This is a genomic window from Gardnerella sp. DNF01151 (genome assembly GCF_049244235.1).
GTDB lineage: Bacteria > Actinomycetota > Actinomycetes > Actinomycetales > Bifidobacteriaceae > Bifidobacterium > Bifidobacterium swidsinskii.
The window spans coordinates 570,579-594,584 of sequence record NZ_CP058389.1; the positions used below are offsets into that span (position 1 = coordinate 570,579).

Below are 24,006 nucleotides of genomic sequence, written 5' to 3' on the forward strand. Positions count from 1 at the left end.
AACAACCTTAGGGATTATCGCACGTTGCCAAGACGTTATATTTGCCAACGTACTAATCCCGTGCGAGTAATCACTTGTTGGTAGCAATATTTGCAGTAATAAAGCTTATGTTGCTTATGCTGCTATATCAGCTACAGTTGCGTTTAATAATGTTACGATATCTTGAGGATTAAGAACTACGTCCAATCCTCGTTTTCCTCCAGAAACAAGAATCTCATCAAATTGCATTACGCTACTATCTAGTACTGTTTCATGGTGCGTTTTTTGTCCGAATGGTGAAATTCCGCCAACTACGTAGCCGCTTTCTCGTTGCGCAACTTCTGGGCTTGTCATACTTGCTTTCTTTGCGTGTACGGCTCCTGCAATTGCTTTCATATTGAGACGTCCGTTTACTGGAACAATTCCAACCACTCGCTTTTCACCAGTGTCAACCATAAGAGTTTTGCAAACTTGAGCTGCGCTTACGCCTAGCTTCTCAGCAGCCTCAATTCCGTAGCCGTCGTCCATGTGATCAGCGTCATGCTCGTATTGCGCTATGCGGAAGGTGATGCCTGCGTTTTCGAGTTGCGCAATAGCAGGAGTTGCTTTTCCGGTTTCTGCATGTTTTTTACTCATTTTGTTACCGTGCCTTATACTCAGCCATCAAATTCTGTTACATGATATGCTATACCGACTGTTGACTTAACATATAAACCCCTTGTGTAGCTTAGAAAGCAGCACAAGGGGTTTTTGATATATTAAATATTCGTACAACCAGCTATTGCTGATTGATGCTTAGCGAAATTACTCGGAGATTTCAGCGAAGTAAAGAAGGGTGCGAATCATGTTGGAGGTGAAGCCGTACTCGTTGTCGTAGAAGGTGACGGTACGAGCCAAAGTTACACCGTCAACAGTGTTCACATCGGTCTGAGTTGGATCGAAAACGCCACCGTGGGTGTCGCCGATGATGTCAGAAGACACGATACTGTCTGCATTGTAACCGAAGTACTCGCAGTTTTCGAAAGCCTTCTTGAAAGCGTCGTTAATTTCTTCAGTGGTTGCTGGCTTCTCAAGAACAGTAGTTAACTCGGTAACAGAGCCGTCTGGAACTTGAATGCGCTGTGCGTGACCCTGGAGCTTGCCGTTAACTTCTGGCACAACCTTGCCGATTGCCTTAGCAGCGCCGGTGGAGTGCTCAATGGTGTTGCAAGCTGCGGAACGGTTGTTGCGTGGCTTGGAGCCGCGTGGGCCGTCGAGAATCATCTGAGTGCCGGTGTAGGCGTGAATTGTGGTCATGAAGCCGGACTTGATTCCCCAGTTATCTTGAAGCAACTTCACCATTGCGGCCATGGAGTTGGTGGTGCAAGAACCAGCGGAAACAATGTTGTCAGAAGCCTTCAAGATTTCGTGGTTAACACCGAACACAACTGTTGGAGTGGTTTCGTCCTTAGCAGGAGCAGAAATAAGAACCTTCTTAGCGCCTGCATTCAAGTGAGCCTGGGACTTTTCTGCAGAAGTGTAGAAACCGGTGCATTCGAGAACGAATTCAACGCCATCGTTCTTAACCCATGGAATGTTATTTGCGTCTTTTTCGGCGTAAACCTTATAAGTCTTGCCATCTACAACGATTGCGTCTTCGGTGGAGGTTACCTCAACTGGGGTGCCGTCATCGTGGCGGAATGTGCCGTGGGTGCTGTCATACTTGAGCAAGTAGGCGAGCATCGAAGGGGTGGTCAGATCGTTGATGGCTGCGACTTCGATGTCACCTGCTTGACCGCCGCGAGCTTGAAGCTCAAAAATACGACGGAATGCGAGACGACCGATGCGACCGAAACCATTAATACCAATCTTGACTGTCATGTGGTTCTCCCTTGAGTGAGACCTCGTGCGCAACGTTTTAAGCCGCGCTATTTTCGCGATGAAAACTCACGCATTTAGGTCATCGTTATTTGAATTAACGGTGTTCATTTTAGTGTGCGGTATGTACGAAGAGTTGTAATATAGCTCACTTTTATTGCAATAATGCATTGTGAGAACAGTGAGCGTTAACATGCTGTGTTTTATGAGTGTTTTTGTGAATTTTTTGATAGTTTCTAGTTGCGTTTTTGCATAACATTTTACGAATCAATATTGTTCAATTGAACAACGCATGTAATTTTAAAAAGAAAAAGGCTGACGAGTTTTCAAGTAAAAGATCCTCGTCAGCCATTTGTGCAAACTAAAGTTTGCGCTATTCGTTATACGTCATTGCTTCAGCAGCTGCAGTAGTCGAATATGTTGGAGTAGTCTCGCTTTCAAGAGGAACTGCTAATGCTTCCGATATAGAAGCATCAACTTCGCCTAAATCTCCAATTGGTCTTTTAAACCAGCTCACCTGTGGCAATGGAGCGTTAATAGGGAAGGTTACAATAAGTGTTCCTTCATGAACGTCAATATGAGCCGGCGTATCATTTAATAATTCGTTACTTAAACCTTGTACTGCATCTCCATGCATGGTTGCGTGTTTAAGCTGATACTTTAATCCAACTTCATTTACATCATTAGAAACTGGAGTATGAGAAAAAACGGAAACTATGCGCAAATCATTTCCAGATGATGCTGGAAAATCAAGAGATCCATCATGTATTGCTGTAACAATTTGACCGTCGCCGTACAAGAATCCAATTCCACCGCGACGCGCTAAACGAACCATAAGTTGAATATTAGAAATAGTATGGTCAACTCGACCACCTAATCCTCCGAAAATATGAAATTCTCGAGAGCCTTTAGCCCAACCGACTTTCAACGCAGAAAGTAAGTCCGGATCATCTTTTTCTGCAGGCAATCTAGTAATAACTGCATCAGTAGGGAGCTTTAATCTAACAGAGTCAAAATCGCCGATGAGCGCATCCACATGCAAACCTAATTTACATGCATGATCCCAGCCTCCATCAGCTGCAATTGTTAAAGCGCGATCTGGCACATGCTCACGCGTATGATCGTAATAATCTCCTGCTGCTAATACTACGCAGCGTTGCAAAGGTTCCATAGCAACATAATAACGCTGCATTTGTACTGATGACATACATTTATAACAAGAGTTTATAAGCGTAGTGTCAACCAACATTTGACTATGTTTTATGCCATTTTTTGGATTTGGTTTTAGCGTATTTTATTGTTTTTATTCCGGCAAATACAGGAATTTTTAGACTAATACTCGCTTAACATAAAGTGCTTGGTGTAATATTGCATGGCAAGTTAGATTTTCCAAGTTATTATGGATTTTCGTTAATTATTTGCTAGTAGACTAACGTAATGCTGTGTTGTATATTCTACGAGGAGAAATAAATGTGCGGAATTGCAGGGTTCATTAATGACACCCCAATTAACGTCAAAAGCCAAATTGTAAAAGATATGACAGATGTGATTGTGCATCGTGGTCCTGACGAGTATGGAACTATGATTGACGAACACGCAGCACTTGGTTTTCGTCGACTTAGCATTATAGATCTTCACGGTGGATCCCAACCTATGTACAACGAGGATGGGAATCTTGCAGTTACTTTTAATGGCGAGATTTATAACTACAAGCCACTTCGCGAAGAACTTATTAAAGCTGGTCACACTTTCCACACTGATTGCGATACAGAAGTATTAGTGCACGGATACGAAGAGTGGGGTAAAGGCTTACTTAATCGTTTACGCGGAATGTTTGCATTTGTTATTTGGAACAAGAGTACTCAAGAATTGTTTGGCGCTCGCGACCATTTCGGTATTAAGCCTTTTTATTATGCGCAAATGAACGGTACTTTTATGTACGGATCCGAAATTAAATCTTTACTGCGCCATCCAGATTTTAAGAAGGAACTTAACGAAAATGCGCTTAAGCCGTTTATGACATTCCAATATCCTGCAATTAACGAAACTTTCTTCAAAGGCGTTTTTAAGCTGCGTGAAGGTAATTGCTTTACGTATAAGAATGGCGAAATGAAGATTGAGCAATATTACGATCCTAATTTCAAAGAAACAAAGCAACGCTTGAATGAATTAGTTGATTCTATCGATAAAACAGTTTGTGATTCTGTTCAAGCTCACCAAATTGCGGATGTTGAAGTTGGTTCGTTCCTTTCTTCTGGAGTTGATTCAAGTTATGTTGCCGCTGTTGCGCGCCCTGAACACACATATTCTATTGGTTTTGCTGGTGGAAGATACAATGAATCCAAACAAGCAAGCGAATTGGCAAAAATTATTGGCTTAAACAATAAATCTGAAATTATTGACGCCGCTGACGCATTCCGTTATTTCCCACAAATTCAGTGGTATTTGGACGAACCTGATTCTAACTTCTCTTGCGTCCCATTATTCTTCCTTGCAAAATTAGCTTCGCAAGATTTACGCGTTGTGCTAAGCGGTGAGGGAGCAGATGAATTATTTGCAGGATACATTGATTATGGTGTTCATACGCGTTCTAAACTTATTAAAGTTGTGACTCGCATGCTTGCAAAGTTGCCAAAAAAGTTACGTTACGCGATTGGTCGAGCTGCAAAGGGTAAGCATTTCCATGGAGCGTGGCACTTGTACGCTAATTTAGCTCCAGCTGAGGAGCATTTTATCGGCCAATCAAAGGTCTTCAATGAGGAAGATGCTGTAAAACTTTTGAAGCCTGAGTATCGCAAGGGTCCTAGCGTTCGCAGCATTGTTGATGCTATTTACAATAGAATTGCTGGTAAGGGACTTTCTGAAGTGAAGAAAAAGCAATATCTTGATATGCATCAATGGATGCCAGGAGATATTTTGCTTAAGGCAGATAAAATGACTATGGCACATTCTTTGGAGCTTCGCGTGCCTTTGCTTGATCGTGTTCTTATGGATGTTGCAGAAAAAGTTCCTACTAAATATTTAATTACTGATGAAAATACGAAGTTTGCTTTCCGAAAAGCTGCGTCCCGTCATTTGCCAAAAGCTTGGTATGACAGAGAAAAGCTTGGTTTCCCTGTGCCAGTTAAGGATTGGTTGCGTGAGGAACGTTTTTATAAGATTGTGCGTAAGACGTTTGAAAGTGACGATGCTGCTAAATTCTTCGATAGAGATGCTTTACTTCGTATGATTGACGATAATTATGCAAAGAAAAATGACGATCGTCGTAAGATTTGGACAGTTTACACATTCCTGACTTGGTATGATGTGTACTTTAATCATGATGGATTGAAGCCTGAGCCAATGCAGTTAGCGTAGAAATCGCATAGTTCTAGCTTTGATTTGTGGCAGTCAAAACGCGTTTCGTGTGTTGGCTGCTTTTTTGTCAAGGCTTCTAGTAAAATGAATATTCGGCTTGAGTAATCAAGAAAGTGGGATGTCCCCACCTGGAAGCCTACTGTGGTTTCGGGTTCATGACTTCGGTCACGCAAGTTAGCTCTTGTGCTGCTTGCTGCGCTGTTATATAGCGTTTTATTGATATGAAGTGGTGAATCTTAAGCTCTTGGACTTCTTGGTGTATTACATCTTACAAGTATTTAGAAGGATTGGAGTCATCATTAGCGACGAACCACGCATTAACGAGGAAATTCGAGTCCCTCAGGTGCGCCTTATTGGTCCAAAGGGCGAGCAAGTGGGAGTTATCGCAACCTCTGTCGCGTTAAACCTTGCAAGGGAAGCTAACCTCGATCTTGTCGAAGTTGCACCTACTGCTAAGCCTCCAGTAGCCAAGCTTATTGACTACGGTAAGTACAAGTACAACGAAAAGATTAAGGCTCGTGAAGCACGTCGTAATCAGACCGTCGCAGAGGTTAAGGAAATTCGTTTCCGTCTCAAGATCGACGATCATGATTTCGATGTGAAGAAAGGTCATGTGCTTCGTTTCTTGAACGGCGGAGACAAGGTAAAAGTAACTATTATGTTGCGTGGCCGTGAGCAATCTCGTCCGGTTGGTGGCGTTGAATTGTTGCGCCGACTTGCAGATGAGGTCTCTGAAAGTGGCACAGTAGAGTTTGCGCCAAAGCAAGAAGGTCGAAATATTATTATGACTCTTGCTCCAAAAGGCAAGAAAATTCATACACAGTCTGAGCAACGTCGTCGTGGCGCTGAATCTCGCGCTGAGCGTCAAGCTCGTCAGGCTGCTCGTCTTGCAGCTAAGCAAGAGGTTCAGTCACAAGCTGCAGCTGCAGTAAATGCTATGCAATCCGATCAACATCACAAGGAGGGCAGCAATGCCGAAGATGAAAACTAATTCCGCAGCGTCCAAGCGCGTTCGTCTTACCGGTACCGGTAAGGTGATGCACGATGGTAGCGCCATGCGCCACAACTTGGAGCACAAGTCGGCTCGTAAGCGTCGTGCTCTTTCTGAAGATAAAGTATTGGCTACTGCGCAGAGCAAGAAGCTTAAGGGCTTGCTCGTTAAGTAAGTAACAAGTAAGAATTGCTTGTAAACGAATACGCAATCGAAAATTTTTAAGAAAGCTGAGGAATACTTATGGCACGAGTAAAGCGCGCAGTAAACGCTCACAAGAAGCGTCGCGTTGTTCTTGAGAGGGCTTCTGGTTACCGCGGTCAGCGCTCCCGTCTTTATCGCAAGGCAAAGGAACAGCTGCTCCACTCATTTACTTATAACTTCCGCGACCGCAAGGCTCGCAAGGGTGATTTCCGCAAGTTGTGGATTCAGCGCATTAACGCAGCAGTTCGCGCTGAAGGCATCACTTACAATCGCTTCATTCAGGGCTTGCACTTGGCAGGCATCGAATTGGATCGTCGCGCTCTTGCTGAGCTCGCAGTTTCCGATATTGAAGCTTTCAAGGCTGTTGTCGAAGCTGCTAAGGCTGCATTGCCAGCTGATGTAAACGCTCCAGTTGAAGCCTGATTTTGCTTTAATAGAGTTCTATTTTAAGCCCACCAATTTAGGTGGGCTTTTTCTTTTAAATCAACAAATTTACTTATTAGCTATAATTATTTTTATGCGCTCAAATCTTGATTCTGACAATAGGGAAAATAATATTCCTGAAGAGTTTGCACTTCATATTCAACGCTTTATTGCGCATATTGATATTGAGCGTGGTCTTTCTAAAAAAACAGTATCTGCGTACGCTTCAGATTTGCAAGATTACACATGCTGGCTTTACGACGAACGAAAAATAAAAGATATTACTACTATTTCTCAATTAGATATTGAATCATACATTCGAACTTTGAATGAATTAGGGTTGGGAACTAGAACAGTTGCGCGTCGACTTGCAAGTATTCACGAATGGCACCGCTTTATGCTTGCTCATGGCGATATACAAGCTGACGTTTCAGCGCAAGTAAAAGCTCCAAAACAAGCCGAGTATTTGCCGGATGTTTTAAGTATTGAAGAGGTAAATAGAGTTATTGAAGCTGCTGGAAATTTTGGTAGCGAGGACGCTATTTCGATTAGAGATGCAGCTTTGCTAGAATTTTTGTACGCTACAGGAGCGCGAATTTCGGAAGCAGTTGGCGTAAAATTCGAAGATATTGATTTAAACGAATCTGTTGTAAAACTTACAGGTAAAGGCTCTAAGCAGCGTTTAGTTCCGATTGGTGGTTGTGCTGTTCGTGCTCTTCGTAACTATATGGAGAAATCTCGCCCAGAATTAGCGTTAAAGGGCAAACGTGAATTGCACACAATTTTCTTAAATAAGAGAGGTAATGCACTTTCTCGCCAATCAGCATGGGCAATAGTAACGCAAGCTGGCGAGCGTGCAAAACTTGACAAACCATTGCATCCGCATACGCTGCGTCATTCTCTTGCCACGCATCTTATTGCAGGTGGTGCTGATGTGCGCACAGTTCAAGAGTTGCTTGGACATGCTTCAGTTACAACAACTCAAATTTATACGCATATTAGTCCCGACGCATTAGTTGAAGCTTACGTAATGAGTCATCCTCGAGCTAAATAATTTTATGCTCAGAGTTTCGTGAGTATACCTGTTGATAAAGTGGGGAACATGCCTACTGATTTACTTGGACGCGAATACGAAACTTTTCATGCACCAGAGCCGTTAACTTCACATGGTCCTGCTCGCATTATTGCAATGTGCAACCAGAAAGGTGGAGTTGGTAAAACTACAAGCTCCATTAATATTGCTGGCGCACTAAGTCAGTATGGTCGTCGCGTTTTGATTGTTGATTTCGATCCGCAAGGTGCAGCAACAGTTGGACTTGGAATTAACGCAAATGCGCTTGATAATACAGTTTATACGGCATTATTTGATTCGTCTGTAGACGTTCACGACGTAATTCGTCATACTGAAACAGAAAATATTGATATTATTCCTGCAAATATTGATTTATCTGCAGCTGAAGTTCAGTTAGTAACCGAAGTAGGACGAGAGCAAATATTAGCAGGCGTATTGCGCAAAGTACGTGACGAATACGATGTTATTATAGTCGATTGCCAGCCTTCTCTCGGCTTGCTTACTGTAAATGCGTTAACAGCAGCTGATGGCGTGATTATTCCACTTGCTGCAGAATTCTTTGCTCTTCGAGGCGTTGCTCTTCTTATGCAATCAATTGAGAAGGTACAGTCTCGTATTAATCCAAATCTTAAAGTATTTGGAGTTCTTGTCACTATGTATACTCGCACGCTTCATAGTGAGGAAGTGTTGCAGCGCATTTATGAAGCTTTCCAAGATCGCGTTTTGCACTCTGTGATTTCGCGTTCTATTAAGCTGCCAGATTCTACAGTTGCTGCAGTTCCTATCACTATTTTTGCTCCTGAACACAAGACTGCAAAAGAGTACCGCGAAGTTGCGCGTGAGCTTATTGCTAAAGGTGTTGTTGCGTAAGTTCTTGTTGTTCTGCGTTAGTGTGGATTAAAAGCTGTCTGCGCTCACTAGTAAAATCGGTGCGGTTTGGCAGTTTACCTATTTGGGTGCTTGTCAATAATGTATATAGCTACTGTTTTTAGCTGATGTTTATAGCTTAAGCGGTTGCATGTTAATAATTACTTAAAACGCGAAGAATGGAAGAGGTTTGTGATGACTGTTCGCGGTGATATTCGAAATGTGGCAATTGTGGCGCACGTAGACCACGGTAAGACCACTCTGGTAAACGCCATGCTTCAGCAGTCGCACGTATTTTCTGAGCGTGAAGAAGTTCCAGATCGCGTTATGGATTCCAATGATTTGGAACGCGAAAAGGGCATTACTATTCTTGCTAAGAACACTGCTGTGCAGTACACAGGTCCATTAGCTGAAAAGTATGGTCATCCAGAAGGTATCACTATTAACGTTATTGATACTCCAGGTCACGCTGATTTCGGTGGTGAGGTCGAGCGTGGTATCTCTATGGTTGACGGCGTTGTTTTGTTGGTTGACGCTTCTGAAGGTCCTCTTCCACAGACTCGCTTTGTGCTTCGTAAAGCTTTGGAAGCTAAGCTTCCTGTTATTTTGTGCGTAAATAAGGTAGATCGTCCAGATGCTCGTATTGAAGAAGTTGTTGGCGAATCTACAGATTTGCTTCTTGGCTTGGCTCAGGATGTTGTCGAGGAAGGTATTGACCTCGATCTCGACGCTTTGCTTGATTTGCCAGTAATTTATTGCGCTGCTAAAGCTGGTTATGCTTCTGTTAATCAGCCTGAAAATGGTGGTTTGCCAGATAACGATAATTTGGAGCCATTGTTTGATTCTATTATTTCGAACATTCCAGCTCCTGAATACGAAGAAGGCGCTCCTCTTCAAGCTCATGTTGCAAACATTGATTCCTCTGACTTCTTGGGTCGTCTCGGTTTAGTGCGAATTTACAACGGAACTTTGGAAAAGGGCAAGACTTACGGTCTTTCTCGCGTCGACGGTTCCATTGAAAACTTCCGTGTTTCTGAGCTTCTTCGCACTCAAGGTTTGGAGCGCACTCCTGTAGCTTCTGCAGGTCCTGGCGACATTGTTGCTGTTGCTGGCGTAAACGACATTATGATTGGCGAAACTATCGTTGACCAAAACGATCCAAAGCCGCTTCCATTAATTCATGTCGACGATCCTGCAATTTCTATGACTTTCGGAGTAAACGATTCTCCTCTTGCCGGTACTGAAGGCAAAGATCATAAGCTTACTGCTCGTATGATTAAGGATCGTTTGGATCGCGAGCTTATTGGTAACGTTTCTATTAAGGTTATTCCAACTGAGCGTCCAGATGCTTGGGAAGTTCAAGGTCGTGGCGAGCTTGCTTTGGCTGTGCTAGCTGAGCAGATGCGTCGCGAAGGCTACGAGCTTACAGTTGGTCGTCCTCAGGTTGTTACCAAGACTATTGATGGTCAAATTAATGAGCCTATGGAAAGCACTACAATTGACGTCCCAGAAGAGTACATGGGTACCGTCACTCAGCTTATGGCTGATCGCAAGGGTCGCATGGATTCTATGAGCAACCACGGTTCTGGTTGGGTTCGTTTGCAATTTACTGTTCCTTCGCGTGGTCTTATCGGTTTCCGCACTGCTTTGCTTTCTGCTACTCGCGGAACTGGTATTGCAAGCTCTATTTCCGCCGGTTATGCTCCATGGGCTGGTCAGATTGTGACTCGTCAGAATGGTTCCATGGTTTGTGACCGCAAGGGTGTTGCAACTCCTTATGCTATGCAGCGTTTGCAAGCTCGTGGCGTATTCTTCGTTGATCCACAAAGCCCAGTTTACGAAGGACAAATCGTTGGTATTAACAACAAGCCAGATGAGCTGGATGTAAACATTACGCTTGCTAAGCACATGACTAACATGCGTTCTTCAACCGCTGATGTTCTCGAGACCTTGACTCCGCCAATCAAGATGAGCTTGGAAGAGTCTCTTGACTTTGCTAACGAAGACGAATGCGTGGAAGTTACACCTGAAGCAATTCGCGTGCGCAAGATTATTTTGAGCCGTGACGAATGGTATAAGTGGCGTGCTAAGCAGCGTCGTCAAAACAACAACGCTGCATGATAATCGCAATATACCAATTAGTAATGGAACGTTAGGTTTTATTATGTCGTCGAAACCGTGGTCGCATCGCTTGCCTTCGTGGGGCAGGTATGCGACCACGTGTGTTTCTGCAGTAATATGCGCGTTGATTGGTACTTTTGCTCATCGCTGCGGTGCAATGGATAACATTCCTTACGGATTCGTATTATCTATGCTTTTGCTGTTTTTGTCTGCTTGGTGTGCAAGATCTCGTAGTGGTTGGAGTGGATTACTTATTCACGCAATAGTTTTCTCCGCGTTTGCTTGGATTCTCGCATTAGATTTTATTGGCAGTGCAATTCTAGTACCTGTTGGTTTCACAATACCGTTGCCATGGTGTTCGCAATATGTTGGATATTTTTGGCTTTACGGCGTTCTTGTTGCTCACTTAGTCTTGCTTTGTATGCCTCAGCGTTGGTTTGTTATTGAATAGTGAAATGAGCAAAGAATTTGCAATAATTTAAGCGTGACTTCGCTGTGAATTTTGCATACAAAGAAGTATTAAGCAGTATTTTTTACAGTAGTCTTGATTACAATATTCTTAACTGCAACAGTCTTTAAGGAATATTTATGAATAGTAGTAACAGTAAGTTCTCACGTAAATTATGCTATTTAGGGCCGGAAGGTTCTTTTACGCATCAAGCAGCTTTAAAAGTTCAGCAGCAGTTACAATCATTTGAGAATTTGCAACTTATTCCAACTGCTTGCGAGAATGTTCTTAGTATTGCTAGTGAAATTGAAGAGCATCACCATTGGGGTGTTATTGCGTGGGAAAACAATATTGAAGGCGTTGTAATACCTAATTTAGATTTACTCATTGATGCAAAAAATATGGTTGGTATTACTCGAATAGGCGTCGATATTAGTTTTGATGCTGTTGTTTGCAAATCAGATTCAATCGATAACTGTTCTACTATTGTTGCTCACCCTCACGCGTTGGCACAATGTCGTAAGTTTGCTCAAGAGCGTGGATTGAAAGAAAAAACTGCGTCTTCAAATGCTGCTGCTTGTAGGGATTTAGTTCCTGGCGAAGTTGCTTTATGTCCTAAAATTTGTGCTGATTTATACAATAGGCAGATTGTGAGTGAAGCAGTTGAAGATTTTTCTGGCGCGCGAACTGAGTTTTTAGTGCTAGCTCCTCGAGATGAGGCTTTAAATTTTGTTAATACGCAGCGCGAAAACTTTTCATCATTTTCCTCAATTATTGCGTTTATTCCTCGTTGCACAGGTGCTGGAGTGTTAGCAAATTTGCTTGATGTTGTGCGTGATCATGGTCTTAATATGACTTCCTTTATGTCTAGACCGATTAAAGGGCAAGGCGGTTTATACAGTTTTATTGCAACTGTTGATGCTGCTCCTTGGGATTCTACGTGTAAAGCTATGATTCAAGAGGTTGTTGAACATGGTGATTGGGTTCGAGTTTTAGCAGTGTATTCTTCTGATAAACGCAAGAATCCGGTGATGGATGATTGGATGCTACCTCATGGTGGAGTGTGCGTTGAACCTTCAGTTGATGCTTTACGTAATTTGAACGTAATGCGTGCAGAAAGAGAATTATTATGGTAGAAGATGCTGAATTTTCGCAAAAATTTTCTGTTGGCATTGTAGGTCTTGGTCTTATTGGTGGATCTCTTGCAAAAAGACTTGCAAAATTGCCGGAATGTAGAGTATACGCTTGGAATCGTCATCATGACCCATACGAAGAAGCTGAAAATTTAGGAATTGACTGCGTAGACAATGTGCAAGATCTAGCTAAACTTCGTCCAAACGTTCTGATTTTGTGCAATGCTTTGTTTGCTATGCCAAGTATTTTGCAGGAAATCGCACCTTATATTGACAAATCTCGCACAACTATTAGCGATGTTGGTAGCGTAAAAACTTTAGTTAGAAATCAGGTTGCTGCAGCAGGTTTGCAAGATTGCTACGTTGGTGCGCATCCGATGGCTGGTAGTGAATTTACTGGTTGGAAAGCTTCTAGTGGTGAGCTTTTAAATGGTGCTTTGTGGGCTTTAACTGTTGATGATTCTACTGAGTTTTGGCGAGTTAGAAATATTTTGCAAATGATTGTTTCGCTATGCAAGAATCGCGCAATAGTTTTGGATGATGCAACGCACGATAATTCTGCAGCTCTTATTTCTCATATGCCTCATGTTGTTGCAACAGCTCTTGCAAACGTATTATGTGAACAATCTAATCGTGCTATTGCTTTACAACTATCTGCAGGTTCCTGGCGAGATATGACACGAGTTGCTCTTACTGATCCTCAACGCACTCGTGCTATGGTAAGTGAAAATCGGCATAATACTGCGAAATTATTGCGTTCCGTAATTTCTGAGCTAACTTTTGCTGCAAATATGTTAGATAATGATGTTGAAACCGCGGATGCTTTAGAGCAAGAGTTTTTTGCTAAAGCTCAATCTTGGAGAGAATATAAATACTTGCAGCGCAACTCGTCTAAAACTAGTATGCAACAAAGCGATGCTGCAAATAGCAGATTGTGGAAGTATGATTCTCAAATCAATTGGCAGCAGGAATTATTAGAATCCGCGCGCTTAGGAGAATCCATTGTTGAACTTTCCGGATTTAACATCAACGAATCTTCGCAACTGCTATTGCGCTCAGATGCTTCCTTGAGAAATGTGTAAAACTTGCTCCTTATCAGACAATTCTACAGACTAAGCGGCTTTTGGAATTTGCGTTCTGGGATTGGCTTTAAACGGTAAATAGTTTTGGCATCAATGAACATTTCTTCGGCAGCTCTAGTGCCGTTTGCTGCAGGATCTCGAAGTAAATGAAGCATTACCCCGTCCCACTCGAGTACGTGCCCAATTGCATCATGATACTCGATTTTTTGTGTTCCATTGTTATTGTCTTCTATAATTTTGTAAGTTCTTACTACTATGCGCGAGCCTGCAGGTATTTGCTGTGGTAGTGTAGTTAAATTCCGTGTTTGTGTGTTCATAACATGCTCCTTGTTGTATTATGCATGTGACTGAAGTATATGGCAAACGTTTTGTTTTAAACTTTTATGGAAGGGTGAGTTAAGTATGAGCAACAATAAATTTGTTTCTGAAAATTTCTTAGGCTTACCTTCTAAATATATGAGTTTAATAGATGATTATATTGATTATGTTCGTGCTAATAAAGGCTTGGGTGAACGCACGCAGAAAGCTTATGCCAGTGATATTTTGCAATGTTTAGCATGGTGTAATCGGCACGGATTTAATAATATTTCGGAGCTTACTACGGATGATTTGCGTTCGTGGATGGCTGATGAGTCGCGAAGTCATGCGCGTTCAAGTTTGGCTCGCAAAGTAGTTGCGGTGCGTGGTTTTTTTGCGTGGTGTCAGCATGTTGAATACATAAGCGGTAATCCTGCAGAAATTTTAATGACGCCAAAAATTAAAAATATGCTGCCATCTGTTTTGGATGAATATCAAGCAGAATCATTAATGAATAATGTTGATTCTAAAGCTAATGTTTCAACTTCGTGTCCCAAAAATCAGAAAGCTATAGGACTTCGCAATGCTGCAATTCTGGAGCTTTTATATGCGACTGGTATTCGTGTTGGTGAGCTTACTAGTTTAAATATTCAGGATATTAATTTTTCCTCGCACACTATAAAAGTTACTGGTAAGGGAAATAAGCAGCGTGTTGTGCCTTTTGGGGTTCCTGCTTATAAAGCTTTATCTGCTTGGATTTCTAAAGATGGACGAGAAATTTTATTGCGAAATTCTGTTGAAGAGGCAGTATTTCTTGGTACTCGCGGAAAGCGTATTGATCAGCGTTTGGTAAGGCAGATTGTGCATGACGAGGCTAAAAGTGCGCATGTTCCGGATATTTCTCCTCATGCTTTGCGGCATAGTGCTGCTACGCATATGTTGAATGGAGGGGCAGATTTACGCGAAGTGCAGGAATTATTGGGTCATTCATCGCTTAATACTACTCAGCGTTACACTCATGTTTCTATTGAATCTTTAAAACGTAAGTATTCTCAAGCTTTTCCGCGTGCATGATAGTAAATGTTTTAAGTATTCAATTATTCATATTTAACATGTTTTTTACATAATAAATATGTTAATTTACATTTTTGTAATATACATATACCTGTAAAAAACAATAAATTTTACTATATAAATAATAAAATTTTCGGTATTTATAATTAAATCTAGACTTAAATAATTAATTATTACTAATATACAATATTTTTTTCAATTTTCTTTTACTATTGCATTGTTTGTAAAAATACGTATCATTGAATTTTAATCAACGAAGAGGCCTCGTCATTGGCTTGCGAGAATCCATCTGGCAATAAAAACCGGATGGATTTTTATGTTTTAGCTGATGTTTGGCTTTTTTGTGATATGACAATCCTGCCTACCAGACGTTAGGAGAAAAATATATGAAGAATAAGGCTTTGGCTTTCGCTGCTGCTGCCTGCTCGCTGGCAATGTTACTTGGTGGCTGTGGCTCTTCCGCTAAGAATGCACAAACAAACGGTGGCAAGGTTATTATTACCGTTTCAAACTCTGAGCCACAAAACGAATTAGTCCCTGGAAATATTAACGAAAATGCTGGCGCTCGTCCTGCCATGTTGGTTAATTCCACGTTGGTAACTTTCGATGAAAAAGGTAATCCTGTGAATGAGGATGCTGAAAGCATCACTCCAAATGCTGATGCTACCCAGTACACCGTGAAGGTTAAGAAAGGAAAGAAGTTCAGCGATGGCACTCCTATTACAGCCGAAAGCTTTGTGAAAGCTTGGAGCTTCGTCGCTAACGCTAAGAATGCTCAGAAGTGTGCTTCCTTCTTCCAAACCATTAAGGGTTATGCTGATTTGCAGAAGGATGGTACTAAGGGTGACGAACAGCTTTCTGGTTTGAAGGTTGTTGATGAAAATACTTTTACCGTTGATTTGGAACAGCCAGATTCTGTATTCCCAATTAAGGTTGGCTACTTGGCATTTGCTCCACTTCCGGAATCCTTCTACAAGGATCCAAAGGCTTATGGCGAAAAGCCTGTTTCTTCTGGTCCATACTTGTTCAAGTCTTGGGATCACAACAAGCAGATTGAAGTTGTGAAGAACCCAGATTACGATGGTCCACGTAAGGCTCAGAATGATGGCGTAACTTTCAAGGTTTATACAGATGGTAACGCTGCATACCGCGATGTGCAGGCTGGAAACCTCGATATGACTGATAATATTCCAGATACCCAAACTAAGACTTTCCAGAAAGATACAACTGTTAAGGCTTACAACCGTCCAGGTTCTGTAATCCAACAGTTCACTATTCCTTCAAGTCTCCCGCACTTTGATGTAAAGACTGAAGAAGGTAAGCTTCGTCGTCAAGCTATTTCTATGGCTATAGACCGTAAGGTGATTATCAACAAGATTCTCAATGGCACTGCTTCTCCTGCGAACGAATTTACTTCTCCATTGACTCCAGGCTATAAGGCTGATCTTAAGGGTCATGAGAACGTAGAATTTAATGCAAAGAAAGCTAAGGAACTTTGGGCTAAGGCAGATAAGATTTCTAAGTATGATGGATCTCTTACTTTCTCCTACAATGCCGATGGAAATGCAAAGTCTGTGTTTGATGCTGTTGTGAATTCCCTCAAGAATAATCTTGGAATCAAGGCTGAGACCACTCCAATTCCTACATTCCAGGAATTCCGTAATGCTTGCGCTAAGCGTCAGATTAAGGGTGCATGGCGTGCAGGTTGGATGCCAGATTATCCAAGTGCAGAAAATTACTTGACTCAGGAATTTGCTTCCGTTGCAGCTGATGGCAATGGTTCCAACGAAGGTGATTATAAGAATCCAAAGTTCGACGATTTACTTAAGAAAGCTGCATCTGCTAAGCCAGAAGAGGCTATTAAGCTCTATCAGCAAGCAAACGAAATCCTTCTTGAGGATCTTCCATCTGTCCCATTGTTCTACTCGAACGCTAAGGCTGTGATGGTTCCAACTTTGAAGGGCTTCACAATGGATTGGCAGAATATGCCGCTGTACTATCAGCTTCACAAATAAGCTGGTAGCTAATTAAGAAAACAGCATAGTGTTACATACTTTTTAGAAAGTTAGTAGGTAACACTAGTTGGTTCCTCTTAATAATTTAATATCGCTTATTGCGAAATTGCTGCTCCAGCTAAACTAGTTAAATAAAACTATTGAGCTGGAGCGGCACTTTGTTGTTTTTTGAGTAAGTTTTAACAATTCAAGGAGAATTCGATGGGTAAGTACATTCTGCGTCGTATTTTGCAGATGATTCCTGTTGTTCTCGGCACAACATTATTAGTTTATGCTTTAGTATTTGCTTTGCCTGGAGACCCAGTAAAAGCAATGTTTGGAGAAAAACCTGTTAATCCTGCAGTGGCTGCACAAATACGAGCCGAGTATAACTTAGATAAACCATTTATTATTCAATATTTACTTTTCTTAAAGAATGCTCTTACCCTCGATTTTGGTCATACTTTTGCAGGTCAACCAGTTATCGATGAAATTGGTCGTGCATTCCCGGTTACTGTTCAACTAGCAATTATGGCATTCGCTTTCGAGGCAATATTTGGTGTCATATTTGGCATAATTTCAGGTTTGAAGAAAGGCAAGTGGTATGACAGTGTGATTCTGGTTGTATCTCTTCTTCTTATTTCTGTTCCAACATTTGTGACAGGTTTCGTAGGACAATACTTATTTGGTGTTAAATGGCGCATATTACCAGTTACAGCTAGTAACGATCCTGGATTCTTCGATTTGCTTCTTCCTGCAATGGTTCTTGGTTCTGTGTCTATGGCGTATATCATTCGACTTACAAGATCTGAAATTTCTTCAAATATTTCGCTCGATTATGTGCGTACAGCTCGTGCAAAGGGCTTAAAAGAAGGCTCTGTTATTGTTCGTCACGTTTTGCGCAACTCGCTTATACCTGTCGTCACCTTCTTAGGTCAGGATTTGGGTGCTCTTATGGGCGGTGCAATGATTTCGGAAACGATCTTCAACATTCATGGCGTTGGATTCCTCACATATCAAGGGATTCTAAAAGGAGAAGGAAACCTTGTTGTTTCCATTGTCACGCTTTTGACATTGATATTTGTATTTAGCAATTTTCTTGTTGATATGTTGTACGCGGCTCTTGATCCGCGCATTCGTTACGCGTGAGGGGAGTACACTATGGAAGATAATTTGATGAAAAATGATTTGATTGCAAATAATGCTTCAAATTGCGATATATTACCGGGGCAAGAACGCTACGTTGCACCATTAGACGATACGCCTATTCAAGAAGTGGATTCCGTAGACGAATCCGCTGCTGCAACGAGTATGTGGGCAGATACTTGGAGAACTTTGCGCAGGAATCCATTGTTTATTGTTTCTGCAATTTTGATTATTGCAATTATTTTTGTTGCGTTCTTCCCAAGCATTCTTACAAAGCACAATCCTAATTATTGCGTTTTGGAACACTCTCTTGAGCCAGCTTCAGCCGCGCATCCATTTGGTTTTGATATGCAAGGTTGCGATATTTATGCTCGAGTTGTTTATGGTACTCGTACATCGCTAAGTGTTGGTTTGCTTGCAACTATTTTGGTTGTACTTGTTGGTTCTTTAATTGGTGCGTTAGCAGGATTCTTCGGAGGCTGGGTTGATACTATTCTCAGCCGAATAACTGATATCTTCTTGGCTTTACCAATGCTTCTTGGTGCAATCGTAGTTTTACAAATGTTCCGTACATCTAAATCAATTTGGAAAATTGTGCTTGTTATGGTGCTTTTTGGATGGGTTAGCGTTGCTCGTATTGCACGAAGCGCTGTTATGGAATCAAAAAATCTTGAATTCAATACCGCATCTACTGCTTTAGGATCTACTCCAATACGTAATCTTTTCAAACACATTATCCCGAACTCTTTGGCTCCAATCATTGTTGTTGGAACAACTTCGCTTGGAACTTATATTGTGTTGGAAGCAACATTAAGCTTCCTTGGAATTGGTTTACCAAGTACTACTGTCAGCTGGGGTGGAGATATTTCTACCGCTAGAAATGTTCTTACTACGAACCCAGAAGTCTTGTTCTATCCGTCTATTGCACTCGCAATTACTGTGCTCGCCTTTATTATGATGGGTGATGCTGTAAAGGATGCATTAGATCCGAAGAGCCGTAAGGCGTGAATTTAGCGTGGAGGAATAAAACTTATGAATACAACACGTAAAGATATAGACATTCGCGCCATGCAGCTAGAGCAAGGGCCATTGTTGGAAGTAAAAAATCTCCAGGTTGATTTCACAACAGACTCAAAAAAAGCTGTTCATGCTGTTAGAGATGCTAGCTTCTGTGTTTATCCTGGTCAGTGGGTTGCAATTGTAGGTGAATCTGGTTCAGGAAAGTCCACTTCTGCAATGGCTGTTCTTGGTCTTCTTCCTGGAACTGGTCATGTTACAGGTGGATCTATTAAGCTCAAGGGTAAAGAAATTAGCAGTTTGAAGCCAAAAGAGATTGCTGCTTTGCGTGGTACTGCAATGGGTCTAGTTCCGCAGGATCCTATGAGCAACTTGAACCCTGTGTGGCGTATTGGCGAACAAGTTAAAGAAGCATTAATCGCAAATGGTGTTGACGTTGATCACGAGAAGCGTTCTTCATTAGCTGAGGCTCTTGCAGGCGATTCTGTTCAAGTCAAAAGCAATGAGGATGAAACATTCCTTGGCTCTAAAGAATTGCCAGAATTGATTGAAGTTGCTAAGAAAGCTTTGAAAGAAGTTGGGCTTGATGAGCATAACGATGCTGAAAAGTTCAATGAAGCTATTGATTACTACAAGAAAGAGTGGGTTCCAGGCTCTGAAACTCGTTGGCGCGTAGCAGACGATTTAATCAAATATGGTGTAAATGACGACAAAGCTTGGGAAATTGCCAAAAAGTATGTTGTAGGTGCAAGCGTTGAAGATCGTATTGCTGGTTTGCTCGATGAAGCTGGTTTGCCAGATGCTGCAACTCGTGCACGTCAGTTCCCACATGAGTTTTCCGGTGGTATGCGTCAGCGCGCTTTGATTGCTATTGGTTTGGCTTGCCGACCGGACTTGCTTATTGCAGATGAGCCAACTTCCGCTTTGGATGTTACTGTGCAAAAGCGTATTCTTGACCATTTGCATACACTAACTGATTCGCTCGGAACTTCTGTTCTCTTCATTACACACGATTTAGGTTTGGCTGCCTCTCGCGCGCAGCATGTTGTTGTTATGTATAAGGGTCGTGTTGTTGAATCTGGCCCATCGTTGGAAGTTTTGCAGCATCCTCAGCATCCGTATACAAAGAGACTTGTTGCTGCCGCTCCAAGCTTAGCTTCTCAGCGCATTATTTCTGTTAAAGAACACGGTGGTAACGCTGATAACTTGCTTGAGCATCACGTAGTAGGTGAGCAAACTCTCGAAAAAAGTGAGCATATTATTACTGTGGATCACTTAACTCGTGAGTTTAAGCTTCCTCGCAAGAAAGAGCTTTTTAAGGCTGTTGACGACGTTTCATTCTCTATTAAGCGTGGTACGACGTTAGCTATCGTTGGTGAATCTGGTTCAGGTAAATCTACTGTTGCGAATATGGTTTTGCGACTTCTTAAGCCAACAAGTGGAACTGTTACTTACGAAGGTAAGAATATTTCCGATTTAAAGGGTTCGGATTTGCTTGACTTCCGTCGCCATGTGCAGCCAGTTTTCCAGAATCCGTATGGTTCTTTGGATCCTATGTACTCAATTTATCGTTCAATTGAAGAACCTTTGCGTATTCATAAGATTGGTGATAAAAAGAGTCGTAAAAACCGTGTGGTAGAGCTTCTAGACATGGTTCGTATGCCTGCTTCAGTTATGACTCGATTCCCGAACGAACTTTCTGGAGGACAGCGTCAACGAATTGCGATTGCTCGTGCTATGGCTTTGGACCCAGATGTTATAGTTTGCGATGAAGCTGTATCTGCTTTGGATGTGCTTGTGCAAGATCAGGTTTTGCACTTGCTTAACGATTTGCAGGCGGAGCGTGGTTTGAGCTATTTGTTCATCACACACGATTTGGCTGTCGTTCGTCAGATTGCAGACGAAGTTGTTGTTATGCAGCATGGAAAGCTTGTTGAGCATGCAACTACAGATGAGGTATTCGATCATCCACAGATGGAATACACTCGCGATTTGCTTGATGCAATTCCAGGAGGAAATTTGGAACTTGGTTTAGACTAAATAGTACAAGCTGATAAAAAGGTGCAGGTTTTATAGAATCTGCACCTTTTTATTTTTCTATTAATTCCGTGTTTATTGGTTGAGTAATCCATAACTTGTAATCTGTGTTGGTTGCGTGATTTATGTCTGTTGCTTAGTGGTGGAGCTGTTTGTGTTGTGTACATATTAGAGTTGATTACATGATTACAATTACGACTTCGAATTTAAACGGTATTCGTGCAGCTGAGCGCAAAGGTATGCTTAACTGGTCTGACGCGCATACTCCAGACGTGTGGTGTATGCAAGAAGTGCGCGCTCCGCAGGATGCAATCGACCCAATTATGACAAAAATTGAAATGGGATATCGTACGTCTGAAAATATCGTAAATTCTATAAAAAACGATAATTTTACTTATACAAATGAAGTTTGCCGTGTAAAAGGTCGAGCTGGAGTAGCTCTAGTTACGTCTCTTCCTGTAGTTGAAAAACGCTACGGTTTGCCTGGTTTAAGTGAGGATGTTGATTCTGGGCGATGGGTTGAAACTGACGTGCGTACCCCTGAAGGGTATGAAATTACTATTGCTTCTGTGTATGTTCATGCTGGAAATGTGGACGATCCGCAAAAAATGCAACAAAAATTCCGCTTTTTAGATACAATGCTTATACGCTTGGGGGAGCTTCGAAATATTGCAGCAAGTGGCGGAAATCAAGCGATTTTGTGCGGTGACTTTAATATTGCGCATACTTCACTTGATATTAAAAACGCTAAGGCTAATGAAAAAAGTGCAGGATTCTTGCCAGAGGAACGCGCTTATATTGATCGCTGGATTAACGAATATGAATTTGTGGACGTTATGCGCATGCTTGCAGGAGATATTCAAGGACCATACACTTGGTGGAGTCAGCGCGGTAAAGCTTTCGACAATAACGTTGGCTGGAGATTAGACTACCAGTTCGCAACTCCTGAAATTGCGGAAAGCGCTCGCGGATTTGTGATCGATCGTGCTGAAAGTTATGATGCGCGATGGTCTGATCACGCGCCGTTAAGTATAAAGTATGACGTGTGATGCGTAAGTATTAATTTGCATAATGTGAAATAACTAAATAATCGCACGTGTATATGAATGTACTATATACGCAAATTTTTCAGTGCTTTGCTTGTGCTATTCTGGTGAAGTTAGGCAATTTACAATAATAAGTAATAAATATATTTTTGTAGATTTGTTGTTTTAAGAAATGAGGAATAATGGGTTGGTTATTTGGCCGACATGAAGAAGAAAAATCTTCAAAAGTTGAAGACAAAATCGTAGAGGTAAAAACTGGTCCATGGGATTTCAATGATGAAGATGCTCCTGATTTTAGCGATTATCTAGATTTTGGTTCAATCTATATTCCATATTTTCAAGGCATTGAGTTGCGAGTAAAAAAGCAGCATGAAACATCGCAAGTTCTTGGTATGACAGTAACTTATGGTTCTTCAAGCGTAGAAGTTGAAGCTTTTGCTGCGCCTAAAACATCTGGTATTTGGCTAGAAGTATGCAAAGATTTGCTTGATGGTAATAGTCAAGCGTGTACAGTACAAGGCGAATTCGGTACTGAGCTACTGTTGCCTGTAAAAGTTGGAGAAAAAACCATTACAACGCGTATTGTTGGCGTTGATGGTCCTAGGTGGATGCTTCGCGGAGTATTCTCTGGACCTGCAGCAACAGAGCTTGCAGATAATAATAACGAAACAAAACAATTAGACGAATGGTTTAAGGGGATTGTTGTAAATCGTGGTGAAGAGCCGCTTGCGCCTCGCGATTTTATTCCTATGCATGATCCAATAACTAGAGAAGAAAAAGAAGCTGCTTTAAATGCAGAAAATAGCGGTAAAGATGGGGAAAATAATACGTCTGATGAAGATGCTAATAATGCACTAAAAAAAGACGATAAACCATTAGGTTACGACCAACAAGTAGAAGTAAAAACTACGCTTACACGCGGTCCAATGTTTGCTGAAATTAGATAATGCAAGTAGTAGAAAGTTAATTGAATGGATTCACAGGAATCTTTACAGAAGGTCGAAGAAGAGTTTTCTTCGCAAGAGTTTTCAAATGAAGTAAAACTCGACGATTATGCGCAAACCAACAATTTTGTGCAGACTAAAAAACGCTCAGGATTAGCGACATTGGCTTCAATCGGAGCAGAAGGGTCTACATTTTCTGTAATTGATTCATTGGGTGGCATTCGAGGCGTAATTGAATCCATGCTTCCAGGCTTGCTGTTTGTTATTTGCTTTGTTGTAACGCGTAACGTACAAACAACGGTTATTGTGGCAGCTGTGATTGCTGTTTTGCAAGTTGTGGTTCGTCTTATTCAGAGACAATCGCTTATGGGAGCAATTAGTGGACTTGTTTCCATTGCAATTTGCCTTATTTGGGTGTGGACGAGTCATCAAGCGCGCGACTACTACATGATGGGTTTTTATTACAAACGCTGTTTATGGTACGCTTCTTGCTATTTCGCTGATTGTGCGCGTGCCTGCTTTAGGGCTTGTGATTGAGTCAATTCGCAAAATGCCTACAGAAAACTTTGGTGCGTGGCTTCATGAATGGCTCGATTATAAGCCGCTTAAGCGAGCGTATATGTATGTGACAGGATTGTGGATTGCTGTTTTTGTGCTGAGGCTCGTTTTGCAAGTGCCATTATATTTGACGAATCACGTTGTATGGCTTGGTACCGTTCGCTTGATTATGGGATTGCCGTTTTGGGCACTCGCAATTTGGGTTTCTTACTTGATTATTGCAACGCCGTTTATGCGGCTTCATCATAAAAATCGAGAGGCAAAGCAGGGTGATGAAGATCAAAACGATGTAAATTCAAGTGAAGTAAAATCAGCTTAACAAAAATCAGCTTAACAAAAATCAGCTTAACAAAAATCAG

Annotated in this window: 21 protein-coding genes and 1 pseudogene; 18 read left to right on the top strand and 4 right to left on the bottom strand. The window is 41.7% G+C overall.

All coding sequences use genetic code 11. The annotated features are described in order from the left end of the window. Nucleotides 1-114: 114 nt before the first annotated feature. The 3 genes from ybaK to HXT37_RS02490 form a co-directional block, all read right to left on the bottom strand. Nucleotides 115-615 carry a Cys-tRNA(Pro) deacylase gene (gene ybaK / locus HXT37_RS02480; RefSeq protein ID WP_004105119.1) on the bottom strand — a complete coding sequence of 167 codons (501 nt, stop codon included), beginning with the start codon at nt 613-615 and terminating at the stop codon, nt 115-117. Nucleotides 616-783: 168 nt separating this feature from the next. Continuing rightward, nucleotides 784-1,839, bottom strand: a complete 1,056-nt coding sequence (gene gap, locus HXT37_RS02485; protein WP_004573912.1) for a type I glyceraldehyde-3-phosphate dehydrogenase — start codon at nt 1,837-1,839, stop codon at nt 784-786. 370 nt (nt 1,840-2,209) lie between these two features. Continuing rightward, on the bottom strand, nt 2,210-3,007 hold the full coding sequence (locus HXT37_RS02490) for a thiamine diphosphokinase (RefSeq protein WP_033888660.1): 798 nt from the start codon (nt 3,005-3,007) through the stop codon (nt 2,210-2,212). Nucleotides 3,008-3,306: 299 nt separating this feature from the next. Here HXT37_RS02490 and asnB point away from each other — a divergent pair, with 299 nt between their 5' ends. The 10 genes from asnB (at nt 3,307) to HXT37_RS02540 (ending at nt 13,534) form a co-directional block, all read left to right on the top strand. Further along, the gene (gene asnB / locus HXT37_RS02495) at nt 3,307-5,193 is read left to right on the top strand and encodes an asparagine synthase (glutamine-hydrolyzing) (RefSeq protein WP_004110409.1); all 1,887 of its coding nucleotides are present in this window, start codon (nt 3,307-3,309) and stop codon (nt 5,191-5,193) included. A gap of 229 nt (nt 5,194-5,422) precedes the next feature. Next, the gene (infC, locus tag HXT37_RS02500) at nt 5,423-6,184 is read left to right on the top strand and encodes a translation initiation factor IF-3 (RefSeq protein ID WP_012913964.1); all 762 of its coding nucleotides are present in this window, start codon (nt 5,423-5,425) and stop codon (nt 6,182-6,184) included. Beyond that, nucleotides 6,165-6,359, top strand: a complete 195-nt coding sequence (gene rpmI / locus HXT37_RS02505) for a 50S ribosomal protein L35 (RefSeq protein ID WP_004128670.1) — start codon at nt 6,165-6,167, stop codon at nt 6,357-6,359. The genes infC and rpmI overlap by 20 nt, the downstream gene beginning before the upstream one ends. A 68-nt stretch (nt 6,360-6,427) precedes the next feature. Beyond that, complete coding sequence (rplT, locus tag HXT37_RS02510) at nt 6,428-6,811, top strand: 50S ribosomal protein L20 (RefSeq protein ID WP_004105106.1); 384 nt, start codon at nt 6,428-6,430, stop codon at nt 6,809-6,811. A 94-nt stretch (nt 6,812-6,905) separates the two neighbouring features. Continuing rightward, nucleotides 6,906-7,865: a site-specific tyrosine recombinase XerD gene (xerD, locus tag HXT37_RS02515; protein WP_421779694.1), complete on the top strand. Its 960-nt coding sequence runs from the start codon at nt 6,906-6,908 to the stop codon at nt 7,863-7,865. A 48-nt stretch (nt 7,866-7,913) separates the two neighbouring features. Next, nucleotides 7,914-8,753: a ParA family protein gene (locus HXT37_RS02520; RefSeq protein ID WP_004110398.1), complete on the top strand. Its 840-nt coding sequence runs from the start codon at nt 7,914-7,916 to the stop codon at nt 8,751-8,753. 192 nt (nt 8,754-8,945) lie between these two features. Continuing rightward, nucleotides 8,946-10,871, top strand: a complete 1,926-nt coding sequence (typA, locus tag HXT37_RS02525; RefSeq protein ID WP_064621387.1) for a translational GTPase TypA — start codon at nt 8,946-8,948, stop codon at nt 10,869-10,871. Between the two features lie 43 nt (nt 10,872-10,914). Then, nucleotides 10,915-11,322, top strand: coding sequence for a hypothetical protein (locus tag HXT37_RS02530; protein ID WP_041160476.1), 408 nt, complete (start codon nt 10,915-10,917; stop codon nt 11,320-11,322). Nucleotides 11,323-11,459: 137 nt separating this feature from the next. Next, nucleotides 11,460-12,455, top strand: coding sequence for a prephenate dehydratase (locus HXT37_RS02535; protein ID WP_421779696.1), 996 nt, complete (start codon nt 11,460-11,462; stop codon nt 12,453-12,455). Next, nucleotides 12,449-13,534, top strand: a complete 1,086-nt coding sequence (locus tag HXT37_RS02540; protein ID WP_421779698.1) for a prephenate dehydrogenase — start codon at nt 12,449-12,451, stop codon at nt 13,532-13,534. The genes HXT37_RS02535 and HXT37_RS02540 overlap by 7 nt, the downstream gene beginning before the upstream one ends. Before the next feature lie 23 nt (nt 13,535-13,557). Here the strand turns inward: HXT37_RS02540 and HXT37_RS02545 are convergent, their stop codons facing one another. Continuing rightward, complete coding sequence (locus HXT37_RS02545) at nt 13,558-13,851, bottom strand: DUF6725 family protein (protein WP_012913969.1); 294 nt, start codon at nt 13,849-13,851, stop codon at nt 13,558-13,560. An 85-nt stretch (nt 13,852-13,936) separates the two neighbouring features. On the opposite strand from HXT37_RS02545, the gene HXT37_RS02550 reads away from it, so the two are divergent. The 8 genes and pseudogenes from HXT37_RS02550 to HXT37_RS02585 all read left to right on the top strand — a co-directional run bounded on the left by HXT37_RS02550 (nt 13,937) and on the right by HXT37_RS02585 (nt 23,966). After that, nucleotides 13,937-14,905 (top strand): tyrosine recombinase XerC, encoded by a 969-nt coding sequence (locus tag HXT37_RS02550; RefSeq protein ID WP_116440549.1) that lies wholly within the window; start codon nt 13,937-13,939, stop codon nt 14,903-14,905. 386 nt (nt 14,906-15,291) lie between these two features. Beyond that, complete coding sequence (locus HXT37_RS02555) at nt 15,292-16,920, top strand: peptide ABC transporter substrate-binding protein (protein WP_004110383.1); 1,629 nt, start codon at nt 15,292-15,294, stop codon at nt 16,918-16,920. Between the two features lie 201 nt (nt 16,921-17,121). Then, the gene (locus HXT37_RS02560; RefSeq protein WP_004105077.1) at nt 17,122-18,048 is read left to right on the top strand and encodes an ABC transporter permease; all 927 of its coding nucleotides are present in this window, start codon (nt 17,122-17,124) and stop codon (nt 18,046-18,048) included. 12 nt (nt 18,049-18,060) lie between these two features. Beyond that, on the top strand, nt 18,061-19,053 hold the full coding sequence (locus HXT37_RS02565) for an ABC transporter permease (protein ID WP_064621766.1): 993 nt from the start codon (nt 18,061-18,063) through the stop codon (nt 19,051-19,053). 24 nt (nt 19,054-19,077) lie between these two features. Continuing rightward, nucleotides 19,078-21,102, top strand: a complete 2,025-nt coding sequence (locus HXT37_RS02570) for a dipeptide ABC transporter ATP-binding protein (protein WP_421779700.1) — start codon at nt 19,078-19,080, stop codon at nt 21,100-21,102. 179 nt (nt 21,103-21,281) lie between these two features. Then, entirely contained in the window at nt 21,282-22,148 is an 867-nt protein-coding gene (locus HXT37_RS02575; protein WP_004110377.1) for an exodeoxyribonuclease III, read from the top strand. Between the two features lie 179 nt (nt 22,149-22,327). Continuing rightward, nucleotides 22,328-23,092, top strand: coding sequence for a DUF3710 domain-containing protein (locus tag HXT37_RS02580; protein ID WP_004105066.1), 765 nt, complete (start codon nt 22,328-22,330; stop codon nt 23,090-23,092). Nucleotides 23,093-23,116: 24 nt separating this feature from the next. After that, a pseudogene (locus HXT37_RS02585) lies at nt 23,117-23,966 on the top strand (DUF3159 domain-containing protein). The last annotated feature ends 40 nt before the right edge of the window (nt 23,967-24,006 follow it).

What these genes read in the sequence shown, in the direction of transcription:
- HXT37_RS02535 (WP_421779696.1), top strand. Translation starts at nt 11,460, where the DNA reads ATGAATAGTAGTAACAGTAAGTTCTCACGTAAATTATGCTATTTAGGG.
- rpmI (WP_004128670.1), top strand. Translation starts at nt 6,165, where the DNA reads ATGCCGAAGATGAAAACTAATTCCGCAGCGTCCAAGCGCGTTCGTCTT.
- HXT37_RS02570 (WP_421779700.1), top strand. Translation starts at nt 19,078, where the DNA reads ATGAATACAACACGTAAAGATATAGACATTCGCGCCATGCAGCTAGAG.
- xerD (WP_421779694.1), top strand. Translation starts at nt 6,906, where the DNA reads ATGCGCTCAAATCTTGATTCTGACAATAGGGAAAATAATATTCCTGAA.
- HXT37_RS02575 (WP_004110377.1), top strand. Translation starts at nt 21,282, where the DNA reads ATGATTACAATTACGACTTCGAATTTAAACGGTATTCGTGCAGCTGAG.
- HXT37_RS02565 (WP_064621766.1), top strand. Translation starts at nt 18,061, where the DNA reads ATGGAAGATAATTTGATGAAAAATGATTTGATTGCAAATAATGCTTCA.
- ybaK (WP_004105119.1), bottom strand. Translation starts at nt 615, where the DNA reads ATGAGTAAAAAACATGCAGAAACCGGAAAAGCAACTCCTGCTATTGCG.
- HXT37_RS02490 (WP_033888660.1), bottom strand. Translation starts at nt 3,007, where the DNA reads ATGGAACCTTTGCAACGCTGCGTAGTATTAGCAGCAGGAGATTATTAC.
- HXT37_RS02580 (WP_004105066.1), top strand. Translation starts at nt 22,328, where the DNA reads ATGGGTTGGTTATTTGGCCGACATGAAGAAGAAAAATCTTCAAAAGTT.
- gap (WP_004573912.1), bottom strand. Translation starts at nt 1,839, where the DNA reads ATGACAGTCAAGATTGGTATTAATGGTTTCGGTCGCATCGGTCGTCTC.
- HXT37_RS02560 (WP_004105077.1), top strand. Translation starts at nt 17,122, where the DNA reads ATGGGTAAGTACATTCTGCGTCGTATTTTGCAGATGATTCCTGTTGTT.
- HXT37_RS02550 (WP_116440549.1), top strand. Translation starts at nt 13,937, where the DNA reads ATGAGCAACAATAAATTTGTTTCTGAAAATTTCTTAGGCTTACCTTCT.
- HXT37_RS02530 (WP_041160476.1), top strand. Translation starts at nt 10,915, where the DNA reads ATGTCGTCGAAACCGTGGTCGCATCGCTTGCCTTCGTGGGGCAGGTAT.
- HXT37_RS02555 (WP_004110383.1), top strand. Translation starts at nt 15,292, where the DNA reads ATGAAGAATAAGGCTTTGGCTTTCGCTGCTGCTGCCTGCTCGCTGGCA.
- HXT37_RS02545 (WP_012913969.1), bottom strand. Translation starts at nt 13,851, where the DNA reads ATGAACACACAAACACGGAATTTAACTACACTACCACAGCAAATACCT.
- HXT37_RS02520 (WP_004110398.1), top strand. Translation starts at nt 7,914, where the DNA reads ATGCCTACTGATTTACTTGGACGCGAATACGAAACTTTTCATGCACCA.
- HXT37_RS02540 (WP_421779698.1), top strand. Translation starts at nt 12,449, where the DNA reads ATGGTAGAAGATGCTGAATTTTCGCAAAAATTTTCTGTTGGCATTGTA.
- typA (WP_064621387.1), top strand. Translation starts at nt 8,946, where the DNA reads ATGACTGTTCGCGGTGATATTCGAAATGTGGCAATTGTGGCGCACGTA.
- asnB (WP_004110409.1), top strand. Translation starts at nt 3,307, where the DNA reads ATGTGCGGAATTGCAGGGTTCATTAATGACACCCCAATTAACGTCAAA.
- rplT (WP_004105106.1), top strand. Translation starts at nt 6,428, where the DNA reads ATGGCACGAGTAAAGCGCGCAGTAAACGCTCACAAGAAGCGTCGCGTT.